The 12,730-nt window shown below is 72.7% G+C and carries 10 protein-coding genes; 9 read left to right on the forward strand and 1 reads right to left on the reverse strand.

Features of this window, described 5'->3' with window-relative positions:
• The first annotated feature begins 21 nt into the window (after positions 1–21).
• The 3 genes from ACFVJX_RS07570 (at position 22) to ACFVJX_RS07580 (ending at position 2,800) form a co-directional block, all read left to right on the forward strand.
• Complete coding sequence (locus tag ACFVJX_RS07570; RefSeq protein WP_384126069.1) at positions 22–891, forward strand: SDR family oxidoreductase; 870 nt, start codon at positions 22–24, stop codon at positions 889–891.
• On the forward strand, positions 888–1,538 hold the full coding sequence (locus ACFVJX_RS07575; RefSeq protein WP_384126068.1) for a hemerythrin domain-containing protein: 651 nt from the start codon (positions 888–890) through the stop codon (positions 1,536–1,538). The genes ACFVJX_RS07570 and ACFVJX_RS07575 overlap by 4 nt, the downstream gene beginning before the upstream one ends.
• 287 nt (positions 1,539–1,825) lie before the next feature.
• Complete coding sequence (locus ACFVJX_RS07580; protein WP_384126067.1) at positions 1,826–2,800, forward strand: DMT family transporter; 975 nt, start codon at positions 1,826–1,828, stop codon at positions 2,798–2,800.
• A 102-nt stretch (positions 2,801–2,902) separates the two neighbouring features.
• Here the strand turns inward: ACFVJX_RS07580 and ACFVJX_RS07585 are convergent, their stop codons facing one another.
• Positions 2,903–3,808, reverse strand: a complete 906-nt coding sequence (locus ACFVJX_RS07585; protein ID WP_384126065.1) for an alpha/beta fold hydrolase — start codon at positions 3,806–3,808, stop codon at positions 2,903–2,905.
• Positions 3,809–4,172: 364 nt separating this feature from the next.
• Between ACFVJX_RS07585 and ACFVJX_RS07590 the strand changes: the two genes are divergently transcribed.
• The 6 genes from ACFVJX_RS07590 (at position 4,173) to ACFVJX_RS07615 (ending at position 12,560) form a co-directional block, all read left to right on the forward strand.
• Complete coding sequence (locus ACFVJX_RS07590; protein WP_384126063.1) at positions 4,173–5,141, forward strand: alpha/beta fold hydrolase; 969 nt, start codon at positions 4,173–4,175, stop codon at positions 5,139–5,141.
• Between the two features lie 143 nt (positions 5,142–5,284).
• A complete protein-coding gene (locus tag ACFVJX_RS07595; protein ID WP_384126061.1) occupies positions 5,285–6,085 on the forward strand; it encodes a TIGR03084 family metal-binding protein in 801 nt (266 codons plus the stop codon).
• 41 nt (positions 6,086–6,126) lie between these two features.
• A complete protein-coding gene (locus tag ACFVJX_RS07600) occupies positions 6,127–7,839 on the forward strand; it encodes an acyclic terpene utilization AtuA family protein (protein ID WP_384126186.1) in 1,713 nt (570 codons plus the stop codon).
• Complete coding sequence (locus ACFVJX_RS07605) at positions 7,836–9,434, forward strand: acyl-CoA carboxylase subunit beta (protein ID WP_384126060.1); 1,599 nt, start codon at positions 7,836–7,838, stop codon at positions 9,432–9,434. Before ACFVJX_RS07600 ends, ACFVJX_RS07605 begins: the two co-directional genes overlap by 4 nt.
• Positions 9,435–9,447: 13 nt before the next feature.
• Positions 9,448–11,403, forward strand: a complete 1,956-nt coding sequence (locus tag ACFVJX_RS07610) for an acetyl/propionyl/methylcrotonyl-CoA carboxylase subunit alpha (protein ID WP_384126059.1) — start codon at positions 9,448–9,450, stop codon at positions 11,401–11,403.
• Complete coding sequence (locus ACFVJX_RS07615; protein ID WP_384126057.1) at positions 11,400–12,560, forward strand: acyl-CoA dehydrogenase family protein; 1,161 nt, start codon at positions 11,400–11,402, stop codon at positions 12,558–12,560. The genes ACFVJX_RS07610 and ACFVJX_RS07615 overlap by 4 nt, the downstream gene beginning before the upstream one ends.
• Positions 12,561–12,730: the final 170 nt, after the last annotated feature.

Here is a 12,730-nt window from a genome sequence, read left to right on the forward strand (position 1 = left end):
CATCCAACGAAGGGAAACATCATGTCCACCATCATCACCGGAGCGTCGGGTCACCTCGGCCGGCTCGTCGTCGACCAGCTCCTCGCCACCGGAATGTCGCCGACGCAGCTCGTGGCCACCGGCCGGGACGTCGGCAGGCTCACCGACCTCGCACAGGACGGGGTCACGGTGCGGCGCGCGGACTTCGCCGACCCGAGCAGCCTCGACGACGCCTTCGCGGGTGCCGACACGATGCTGCTGGTCTCGACGGCGACGGTCGGTGAGCGATTCGACAACCACCGCAACGCCATCGACGCCGCGGTCCGGGCGGGTGTGTCCCGGATCGCGTACACCAGCATCGTCAACGCCTCGACCGCGCGGATGACGCTCGCCGACGAACACCGCCGCACCGAGGAGTACCTGCGTGGCAGCGGTCCGGCGTTCGTCATCCTGCGCAACGGGTGGTACCTGGAGAACTACACCGACCAGCTGCCGATGATCACCCAGTACCAAGCCTTGCTGGGCAGCGCGCACGACGGTCTCGTCAGTGCGGCAGGCCGCCGCGACTACGCGGCCGCCGCCGCCGCGGTGCTGACGCAGGACGGGCATCTCGGAGCCACCTACGAGCTCGGCGGGACGCCGTTCACGCTGACCGGACTCGCCGCCACGATCAGTGAGGTCCTCGGCACCCACATCGCCTACCGGGACATGCCGGTCGCCGACTACACCGGTGTCCTGACCGGTGCCGGGCTGCCCCCGGAGATGGCCGCCGCGGTGGCCGACGCCGATGCCGGCCTGGCCCGCGGGGAGCTGTTCACCGACAGCGACGACCTGGTGAAGCTCATCGGGCGACCGGCGACCACGGCGCACGAAGCCATCCGGAACGCCGTGACCGGCGAGGAGTCACGGTGAGCACCTCCGTAGCCCGCGTCGACACCCACGAGATGGTGCTGATCCACCGCGTCATCCGGCGTGAGTTCGGCCTGCTCCCCCGGCTGTTCCGCTCCGCGGCCGGTGACCGTGCGCGGTCCGGGGTCGTCGGCGCGCACGCCCTGGAGATGTTGTCCTTCCTCCACACGCACCACACGGGCGAGGACGAGCTGCTCTTTCCCCTGCTGCGCGAGCGGGCCGTGCTCGACCCGGAGCTGATGGACCGGATGGATGCCCAGCACGCGCAGGTCGACGCCGCCGTCGCCGCCGTCGGCGCGGAGCTGCCGGCGTGGACGGCGAGCGCGGACGCCGGCGCCGGTGAGCGGATGGCGACACTCGTCGACACCGTGATGCCGACGCTGATCGACCACCTGGCCGAGGAGGAGCAGGAGATACTCCCGGTCGTCTCGCGCACGCTGACGCAGAAGGAGTGGGACGCGCTCGGCAGGCACGGCATGAGTGCGATCCCGCTCATGCGGCGGTTGATCGTCCTCGGCCACATCACCGAGGAGACCGATGAGGCGGAACGGCGGAGGTTCATGCGGGTCGTGCCGGCCCCGGCCCGGTTGGCCTACCGGCTGATCGGTCACCGCAGGTTCGTCCGCGAGGCCGCCACGATCCGCGGCTGACCCGTACCGGCTGCCCGTCCCGGCCGACCCGTACCGGCCGACTTCTCCCGGCGGGGCCGGCCGGTGTCCCGGGGGCAGTGCTGCCGCCCCTGGTCCACCTGGACGCCCGGCCTGCCGGGACTGTGCAGAGCCGGCATTTCGCGTGCCGCCCGGAGGTCCTTACGGTGGGGGCGGGCGGCATCGCGCGAGTGCAGTATTGCCAATGTTGAAGTGCACTGTGTTGTACTTGTTGCCGTCGCTGTATCCGGGGGACACCGCATTCGAGAACTCAGGAAGTCAGGCCACAGGTGAACGACCAGGGCACCGCCGCAGAACCGGCCGCCGCAGCCGTCGCCGTCCCCGAGGCGGTCAGCGCCCTCGGCGGGCAGGGAGAGAAGGGCGGACCGGCCGTTGTCCCGGGCCGCAGGGCGGCACTGGCCCCGGTCGCGCTGGTCGTGGCGGGCGGCCTCTCCGTCCAGTTCGGCGCGGCGGTCGCCGTCCTGCTGATGCCGAAGGCCGGCGCCCTCGGAGTCGTCACACTGCGACTGGCCGCCGCCGCACTCGTCCTGCTCGTCGTCTGCCGGCCCAGGCTGCGCGGGCACTCGCGCGCCGACTGGGGCACGGTCCTCACGTTCGGTGTCGCGATGGGCGGCATGAACACGCTCTTCTACCAGGCCGCCGACCGCATCCCGCTCGGTGCGGCCGTCACGCTGGAGGTGCTCGGCCCGCTCGCCCTCTCGGTGTTCGCCTCGCGCCGCCTGGTCAACGTGGTCTGGGCGGCCCTGGCACTGGGCGGGGTGGTCCTGCTGAGCGGCGGAGGCTTCGACCGGCTCGACCCGGTCGGTGCCGCCTTCGCGCTCGGCGCGGGAGCCATGTGGGCGACGTACATCATCTTCAGCGCCCGCACCGGCCGCCGTTTCCCGCAGGCCGACGGGCTGGCCCTGGCGATGGTGGTGGCGGCCGTGCTCTCGCTGCCGCTCGGCATCATGGAGTCGGGCTCGAAGCTCCTCGTCCCCAGCACCCTCGGACTGGGCGCGGCGGTGGCGCTGCTGAGCTCGGTGCTGCCGTACACCCTCGAACTCATGGCGCTGCGCAGGCTGCCCGCACCCACCTTCGCGATCCTGATGAGCCTGGAACCGGCGATCGCCGCCATGGCCGGCTTCCTCATCCTCGACCAGGCGCTCTCCACCACGGACGCCCTGGCCATCGCCCTGGTCATCGGGGCGAGCATGGGAGCGGTGCGCAGCCAGGTCGGCAGTCTGCGAAAGGCCCGCGGCGGCTGAGTGGTCGGCACTGCCGTCCTCGTCCCCGCGGCCAAACCGGCTTGACCAGGCTGTTCGCCGCGACGGGCCCGAGCCCGGGAACCGCCTGACGCGGGGGACGGGCTACTGCGCGGCCCGGTCGCTGACGCTCCGGACGGCCTTGACCGCGAGGTCGGCCCGGTCCAGGTAGATGTAGTGCGCGCTGCCGGAGGCGGTGCTGAGCCTGCTCCGGCTGGAGACGGCGATCCACTTGTGCTGTCCCCCGGACCACACCTTCTCCAGGCCGTCGCCGTACACGGGGAACTGGCCGAGGTACTTGGTGCCGTGCTGGATGACCTCCACCGGGATGTCCCCGGCCGAGCGCACCTCGCCGTCGGGGAAGGCGAGCTTCTCCTGGTTCTGTCCCTCGCCGACCGCGACGGTCCCCGCGCGGAGCTCGGCGTTCCGGCCGGTGGCCGACTTGGGGATGACCTTCTCGATGTCACCGTTCGACGTCGGCGACGTGGCGTCCATCAGCACCAGTCCCTTGACGCGGTCCTGGTGCGCGGGGGCGTACCGGGCGGCGAGCAGCCCGCCCAGCGAGTGCCCGGCCAGGACGACCGGGGTGTCGTCGGCGACCCGGTCGAGCACCCCGGTGAGGATCTTCCCGCTGGCGGCGATGGACTGGACACCGGCCGGCTTGTCGCTCCCGCCCTCGCCGAGCCGGTCGTAGGAGCAGACCCGGTCCTTCTCGCTCAGGGTCTTGCGGAAGGCGGCCGTCTTGTTCAGGCCGTCACCGAGTCCCCCCATCACCACGACGACCGGCCTGCCGTCCGCCCGGGTTCCGGAGCAGGTGACGTTCACCGAGTGGCCGTCGACGTCGATCTTCTTCGTCCCGGAGAACGCGTCGGTGGCGGTGTGCTTCCGCGCGGAGTCCCGCAGCGAGAGGAGCGGCTCCTTGAGGGGGCCGTCCGTGCAGGCCAGCACTCCCGCACCGACCACGGCGAGGCTCAGCGTGGTGAGGACGGTCTTCCGGATGATGCGCGCCATTTCGAACTCCGAACGGGGGTGAGCGTAAGGGGAGTTGTGCGTTCTTCGTGTGCTGCGGCCGTGTTCCTCCGCTGACCTGAACGCTACGGAGACGGCGGCCCGGAATCGTCACCTCACGGTGCGCACCTGCGCGTAGCTCGCACGGGGGACGGATCATCCGCCGGGCGCTCGGGGACGGCGCCGCCCGTGCTCGCCCGGCGGGGGACAACCCCACCGCGCCCACTGGCCTCAGCGCCACCGGCGACAGGCGTGCCAGGCGGATTCTCCGGCCGGGCGCGGTTCCGAATGATTGGACCCGCAAGCGCCCGGCCCCCGGCCCCGGCCTCTCCCGGCCCCGGCCCCTCCCAGTCCCGAAGGACCAGCCATGACCCGAACTTCCCCTGGGCGCCCGTCCGCGTACCGCGCGCTGTCGGCCCTCGCCCTGCTGACCCTGACGGCCGGAGCGCTCACGGCCTGCGGCGACGACAACGACTCCGCCCCCTCTCCCGGGCGTTCCGCCCCCGCTCCCGGCCACTCCGCCGCGCACCCGGCGAAGTCCTCCGCCTCGCCGGTGGCCGGCCGGGCGGACGTATCGAAGCTGCACATGATCACCCATGACGGGCACCGGCTGGCCTTCCACGTCACGCGGGGCGACGGCCGCACGATCGTCCTGGACTCGGGCGGCGGCGAGGACTCCTCGTACTGGAAGGACCTCGTCCCCCGGCTCCACGCGGACACCGGCGCCACCGTCATCACGTACGACCGGCCCGGTCTCGGCAGGAGCGAGGCGGTGCCCGGACCGTGGAAGGTGGAGAGCGCTGTCGCCGACCTCAAGTCGGGGCTCGGGCAGTTGGGGGTCACCGGGAACGTCACCCTGGTGTCCCACTCCCAGGCCGGTGAGATCGCCAACTACTTCGCCAAGGAGAACCCGAAGACGCTCTCCGGCGCGGTCCTGGTCGACGCCAACCTGCCCCCGCTCTTCACGGACGAGGAGATCGCCCGTCTCGTGGCCGCGAGTCAGCCGCAGGTCGACGCGGCGAAGAAGGACCCCGACGAGCCCCGGAACCGGCAGCTCCTCTCCACCGCGGAGAACTACGTCCCGACGCACCGGGCCTTCCACGAGGTCGTCTGGCCGGACACCGTGCCGGCAACGGTCATCGTCTCGGAGAAGACCCCGCTCGAGGCGTCCCCCGTGGACGCCCAGCGCTGGCGCGACGCCGCCGCCGCGTTCGCCGGGAGCGGGCCCGGCCGGACGCTCGTCACCGCCGAGGGCAGTTCACACGACGTGCCGAAGGACCGTCCCGACCTCGTGCTCAAGGAGATCGAGGGCATGGTCGCCACCCCGGCGGGCTGAACCGCCGCTTCACGACGGGGCCGGCCTCCCGGGCTTCCGGTCCTTTCCGGCTTCTTCCGGAAAACAATGCAAGCATGCTTGATTGTTTTCGGTCCCGCTGGCAGGCTCCGGGACACACCGCCAGGCCCCGAGGGGAGCGCACCGTGTCCGATGCCTCAGCCGTGCTCGATGATCTGCGCAGCGAGAGCGAGGAACTCGACCTGCTGGTAGCCGGGTTGAGCGCCCGGCAGTGGGCGTCGGCCACACCTGCCGCCGGGTGGACCGTCGCCCACCAGGTGGCCCACCTGAGCTGGACCGACGAGGTCGCGCTGCTCGCCGTCACCGAACCCGAGAGGTTCGGCGACGAGGTCGCGAAGGCGACGCGGGACCCGGAGGGATTCGTCGACGAGGCCGCCGCCGAGGTCGTGGCGGCGTACGCGCCCCAAGCCCTGCTGGTCCACTGGCGGGAGGGGCGGCAGCGGCTCCAGGAAGCCCTGCGCGCGGCCCCCGCCGGGACCCGTTTCCCCTGGTACGGGCCGCCCATGAGCGTCGCGTCCATGGCGACCGGGCGACTCATGGAGACCTGGGCGCACGGTCAGGACGTGGCCGACGCCCTGGGTGTCACCCGCACCCCCACGGCCAGGCTGCGGCACGTGGCGCGGATCGGGACGCGGGCCCGGGACTACGCCTTCCTCGTCCGGGGGATCAAGGCGCCCACGGAGGAATTCCGGGTCGAACTCCGCTCGCCCGACGGCCAGTTGGTCACCTTCGGTCCCGATGGCGCCGCCCAGCGGGTCACCGGCCCGCTGCACGACTTCTGTCTGCTCGTCACCCAGCGCGCCCATCGCGACGACCTCGCCGTACGGGCCGAGGGCGCCGACGCCGAGATGTGGCTGGACATCGCGCAGGCCTTCGCCGGGCCCGCCGGACCGGGGCGCGCCCCGCGGCAGGGGGGCGGAGCGTGACCTCGGGGACGGGGCGGCGTCCGGTCGCGGAGGCGGTGGACGTGCCCCCGCCGCTGCGGATCGGCAACGCCTCGGGCTTCTACGGCGACCGCTTCGACGCCGTGCGCGAGATGCTCACCGGCGGCCCCCTCGACGTCCTCACCGGCGACTACCTGGCCGAGCTCACCATGCTCATCCTCGGCCGCGGCCGGCTCAAGGACCCCGCGCGCGGCTACGCCACCACCTTCCTGCGCCAGCTGGAGGAGGGGCTCGGCCTCGCCCGGGAGCGCGGGGTGCGGATCGTCACCAACGCCGGGGGCCTCAATCCGGCCGGACTTGCCGACGCCATAAGGGAGTTGGCCGACAGGGTGGGCGTGCCCGTGCGCGTCGCCCATGTCGAGGGCGACAGCCTCCCCGTGCCCGACGGATACCTCACCGCCAACGCCTACCTGGGCGGGGCGGGCATCGCCGCCTGTCTGCGGGCAGGCGCCGATGTCGTCGTCACGGGCAGGGTCACCGACGCGGCCCTCGTCACCGGCCCCGCCGCCGCCCGCTTCGGCTGGGGACCACAGGACCACGACGCGCTCGCCGGGGCCGTCGTCGCCGGACACGTACTGGAGTGCGGTACACAGGCGACCGGCGGCAACTACTCCTTCTTCCGGGACCACGACGTCCGCCGCCCCGGCTTCCCCGTCGCCGAGATCCACGCCGACGGCACCTCCGTCATCACCAAGCACGACGGCACCGGCGGTGTCGTCGACCTCGGCACCGTCACCGCCCAACTGCTGTACGAGACCGGCGGCGCCCGGTACGCGGGCCCCGACGTCACCGCCCGGCTCGACACCGTACGGCTGTCCGCCGACGGCCCCGACCGGGTCAGGATCTCCGGGGTGCGCGGCGAAGCGCCGCCGCCCACCCTCAAGGCCGGGCTCACCCGGCTCGGCGGCTGGCGGAGCGAGGTCGTCTTCGTACTCACCGGCCTCGACACCGAGGCCAAGGCGCAGCTGGTGCGGGACCAGTTCGCCGACGCGTTCGCACGTGCCGGGCGGCAGCCGGACCAGGTGCGGTGGGAGCTGGCCCGCACCGACCGGGCGGACGCCGCCACCGAGGAGACCGCGAGCGCCCTGCTCCGGCTCGTCGTCCGCGACCAGGATCCCGAAGCGGTCGGGCGCGCGCTCTCCGGCGCCGCGATCGAGCTGGCTCTCGGCAGCTACCCGGGCTTCCACGTCACCGCCCCACCCGGAAAGGGCGCGCCCTACGGGGTGTTCGAGGCCCGGTACGTTCCGGCCGGCGACGTCACGCACGTGGCCGTGCTGCCCGACGGGCGGCGTGAGGTGCAGGAGCCGCCCGCCCGGACGAGAGCCCTCGCCGACGTGGAGCAGCCCGCGCTGCCGCAGCCGTTGGGCCCAGGACCCACCCGCACCGCCCCGCTCGGGCTGGTCGCGGGCGCCCGCAGCGGCGACAAGGGCGGCGACGCGAACGTCGGGGTGTGGGTCAGGAGCGACGAGGCGTGGCGGTGGCTGGCCCACGAACTGACCGTCGAGCGCCTGCGCCAACTCCTCCCGGAGGCCGCCCCGCTCACCGTCGTACGCCATGTGCTGCCCAACCTGCGCGCCCTGAACTTCACCGTCCACGGGCTGCTCGGGGAAGGTGTCGCCGCCCAGCACCGCTTCGACCCGCAGGCCAAGGCGGTGGGGGAGTGGCTCCGCGCCCGGCACCTGGAGATACCCGTGGCCCTGCTGGACAGCGTCGACGCACCGGAGGTGCACGCATGACCGTCCTGCCCACCGGGCTCGACACCGCGAGCCCCGACTACACCGCCCACCGCGCCGCCATGCTCGACAAGCTCGCCGAACTGGACGCCGCGCACACCGGGGCGCTCGGCGGCGGCGGTGAGAAGTACGTCGAGCGGCACCGCTCGCGCGGCAAGCTGCTCGCCCGGGAGCGGATCGAGCTGCTGGTCGACGAGGACAGTCCCTTCCTCGAGCTGTCGCCGCTCGCCGCCTGGGGCAGCGATTACGCGGTCGGCGCCTCGCTCGTCACCGGCATCGGGGTGGTGGCGGGCGTGGAGTGCCTGATCACCGCGAACGACCCGACCGTACGCGGCGGCGCCTCCAACCCCTGGACGCTGAAGAAGGCCCTGCGGGCCAACGAGATCGCCTTCGCCAACCGGCTGCCCACCATCAGCCTGGTGGAGTCCGGGGGTGCCGATCTGCCCTCCCAGAAGGAGATCTTCATCCCGGGCGGGGCGCTCTTCCGCGACCTCACCCGGCTCTCCGCCGCCGGTATCCCGACCGTGGCCGTCGTCTTCGGCAACTCCACGGCCGGCGGGGCGTACGTCCCCGGGATGTCCGACCACACCGTGATGATCAAGGAGCGGTCGAAGGTCTTCCTCGGCGGCCCGCCCCTGGTGAAGATGGCCACCGGCGAGGAGAGCGACGACGAATCGCTCGGCGGTGCCGAGATGCACGCCCGCACCTCCGGCCTCGCCGACCACTTCGCCGTCGACGAGCAGGACGCGCTGCGCCAGGCCCGCCGCATCGTCGCCCGCCTCAACTGGCGCAAGGCGCACCCCGATCCCGGCCCTGCCGAGCCGCCCAGGTACGACGAGGACGAGCTGGTCGGCATCGTGCCCGGCGACCTGAAGGTGCCCTTCGACCCGCACGAGGTCATCGCCCGGCTGGTCGACGGCTCGGACTTCGACGCGTTCAAACCGCTCTACGGGACCAGCCTGGTCACCGGCTGGGCCCGGCTGCACGGCTACCCCGTCGGAATCCTCGCCAACGCGCAGGGCGTGCTGTTCAGCGAGGAGTCGCAGAAGGCCGCCCAGTTCATCCAGCTCGCCAACCAGCGCGACATCCCACTGCTCTTCCTGCACAACACCACCGGCTACATGGTCGGCAGGGAGTACGAGCAGGGCGGCATCATCAAGCACGGCGCCATGATGATCAACGCCGTCTCCAACTCCAGGGTCCCGCACCTGTCGGTCCTGATGGGCGCCTCCTACGGCGCCGGGCACTACGGCATGTGCGGCCGGGCCTACGACCCGCGCTTCCTGTTCGCCTGGCCCAGCAGCAAGTCCGCCGTCATGGGCCCCCAGCAGCTGGCCGGGGTGCTCTCCATCGTGGCCCGCGCCTCGGCCGCCGCCAAGGGGCGGCCGTACGACGACGAGGCGGACGCCGGACTGCGCGCCATGGTCGAGCAGCAGATCGAGGCCGAGTCCCTGCCGATGTTCCTGTCCGGGCGGTTGTACGACGACGGGGTCATCGACCCGCGCGACACCAGGACCGTCCTCGGGATGTGCCTGTCCGCCATCCACACCGCACCGGTCGAGGGCGCCCGCGGCGGCTTCGGCGTCTTCCGGATGTGAGGGGAGCACACGCATGATCACCACTCTGCTCGTCGCCAACCGGGGCGAGATCGCCTGCCGGATCTTCCGCACCTGCCGCGCGCTCGGCATCGCCACCGTGGCCGTGCACTCCGACGCGGACGCCGACGCGCTCCACGTACGGGAGGCCGACACCGCCGTACGGCTGCCGGGGGCCGCTCCCGCGGACACCTATCTGCGTGGCGACCTCGTCGTGGCCGCCGCCCTCGCCGCGGGCGCCGACGCCGTCCACCCCGGGTACGGATTCCTCTCCGAGAACGCCGGGTTCGCAGCCGCGGTGCAGGATGCCGGGCTCCTCTGGGTCGGGCCACCGGTCAAGGCCATCGAGCTGATGGCGTCCAAGACCCGGGCCAAGGAGCTGATGGCCGCCGCCGGAGTGCCGCTGCTCGCCCCCGTCGACCCGTCCCAGGCCCGCGCCGAGGACCTCCCGCTGCTGCTGAAGGCGGCTGCGGGAGGCGGCGGACGCGGGATGCGCGTGGTCCGTGAACTCGTCGACCTGCCCGGCGAACTGACCGCCGCCGCGGCCGAGGCGCTGTCCGCGTTCGGCGACGGTGAGGTCTTCGCCGAGCCGTACGTCGAACGCGGCCGGCACGTCGAGGTCCAGATCATGGCCGACGGGCACGACGGCGTCTGGGCGCTCGGCACCCGCGACTGCTCGCTCCAGCGCCGCCACCAGAAGGTCATCGAGGAGGCCCCCGCGCCCGGCCTCGACGACACGCTCAGGGCCGGGCTGCACGATGCGGCGGTGGCCGCCGCACGAGCCGTCGGCTACCGGGGCGCGGGGACCGTCGAATTCCTGCTCACGGATGACGGGCGGCCGTACTTCCTGGAGATGAACACCCGCCTCCAGGTCGAACACCCCGTCACCGAAGCCGTGTTCGGCCTCGACCTCGTGGCCCTGCAACTGCGGACCGCGGAGGGTGAGCCGCTGCCCTCCGCGGAGCCACCGCACCCCGCGGGTCACGCCGTCGAGGCCAGGCTCTACGCCGAGGACCCGGCCCACGACTGGCAGCCACAGACCGGAGCACTGCTCTCGCTGGACGTACCGGACGAACCCGGGGTGCGCCTGGACACCGGATACACCGGCGGCGACACGATCGGCGTGCACTACGACCCGATGATCGCCAAGGTCATCGCCCACGCACCCACCCGCACCGAAGCAGTCCGGCTCCTCGCCCGCGCCCTGGAACGCGCCCGCGTCCACGGCCCGGTCACCAACCGCGAACTGCTCGTACGCTCCCTGCGCCACCCGGACTTCGTGGCCGCCCGCCCCGACACCGGTTTCTACGACCGGCACCTGGCCGCCCTGACCGCGGCGCCGGACGACCGGGACCCGTACACGGCAGCCACCGCGGCCGCCCTCGCCGAGGCCTGCCGCCGGACCACCACCGGTGGCGTCGCCCGCTTCGGCGCCTGGCGCAACCTCCCCTCGCAGCCCCGGCTCCGGCGCTACCGCGGCGAACCCGACGGCCACGAGTACGAGATCGCCTACCGCACCACCCGCGACGGCCTCGCCGTCCTCGCGGAAGGGGTGCGCGTCGTCGCCGTCAGCCCTGACCGCGTAAGCCTCCAAACCGGCGGCGTCACACGGCACTTCACCGTGACCGCCGGCCACGACCGGGTGTACGTGGACACCTCCGCGGGCTCGTACGCCTTCACCGCCCTGCCCCGCTTCACCGACCCCGCCCGGCGCACCGAACCGGGCTCGCTGCTCGCCCCGATGCCCGGCACCGTCGTCCGCCTGGCCGACGGCCTCGCGGCCGGGGCCGCCGTGGCGGCCGGGCAGCCGCTGATCTGGCTGGAGGCGATGAAGATGGAGCACCGCATCCTCGCCCCCGCCTCCGGCACCCTCACCGCGCTCCACGCCGCACCCGGCCTCCAGGTGGAGGTCGGCGCACTGCTCGCCGTCGTCACGGAAGCCGCACCCCGACCCGTTGAGGAGCACGCATGAGCACCGTCCTGGAAACCGAAGAGCACCAGGCCCTGCGCGCGGCCGTCGCCGCCCTCGGAAAGCGGTACGGGCGCGACTACATGACCTCCGTCGTCCGCGAAGGCTCCCACCCCCGCGAACTGTGGACGGAGGCCGCCAAGCTCGGCTACCTGGGGGTGAACCTCCCCGAGGAGTACGGCGGCGGAGGCGGCGGCATGGCCGAACTCTCCATAGTGCTGGAGGAGTTGGGTGCAGCAGGCTCGCCGCTCCTGATGATGGTCGTCTCACCGGCCATCTGCGGCACCGTCATAGCCCGCTTCGGCACCGACGCACAGAAGCGGCAGTGGCTGCCCGGCCTCGCCGACGGCAGCCTCACCATGGCCTTCGGCATCACCGAACCCGACGCGGGCTCCAACTCCCACCGCATCACCACCACCGCCCGCCGCGACGGCGAGGGGTGGGTGCTCACCGGGCGCAAGGTCTTCGTCTCAGGCGTCGACATCGCCGACGCCACCCTCATCGTCGGCCGCACCGAGGACGCCAGGTCCGGCAAGCTGAAACCCTGCCTGTTCATCGTCCCCCGCGAGGCGCCCGGCTTCCTGCGCTCACAGATCGACATGGAACTCCAGGCCCCGGAGAAGCAGTTCGAACTCGTCCTCGACGACGTGCGCCTGCCCGCCGACGCGCTCGTGGGAGACGAGGACGCGGGCCTGCTCCAGCTCTTCGCCGGACTCAACCCCGAACGCGTCATGACCGCCGCCTTCGGCATCGGCATGGGCCGCTACGCGCTCGGCCGCGCCGTCGAGTACGCGAAGACCCGCCAGGTGTGGAAGGAGCCCATCGGCGCCCACCAGGCCATCGCCCACCCCCTGGCCCAGGCCCACATCGAACTCGAACTGGCCCGGCTGATGATGCAGAAGGCCGCCCGGCTCTACGACGACGGCGACGACACCGGCGCGGGCGAGGCCGCCAACATGGCCAAGTACGCCGCGGGGGAAGCCTGCGTGAGGGCCGTCGACCAGGCCGTGCACACCCTCGGCGGCAACGGCCTCACCCGCGAGTACGGCCTCGGATCCCTGATCACCGCGTCCCGGGTCGCCCGGATCGCGCCGGTCAGCCGGGAGATGATCCTGAACTACGTGTCGCACCAGTCCCTGGGCCTCCCCAAGTCCTACTGACGGCCGTCGCCCCGAATCCTGCCGCCGGGGGTCTCCCCAAGGCGCCAGGCAGCCGAGATCCTGTCCCTCCCACGCGGCACGGGACCGCCCGCCCGCGGCCCCGGGGCGGGCCTTCCGCCCGCCGCGTCGCACACGCCACCTCTCCACGCGTCGTACGGGACCGGCGTCAC

This window comes from Streptomyces sp. NPDC127177 (assembly GCF_042672475.1).
Classification (GTDB): Bacteria; Actinomycetota; Actinomycetes; order Streptomycetales; family Streptomycetaceae; genus Streptomyces.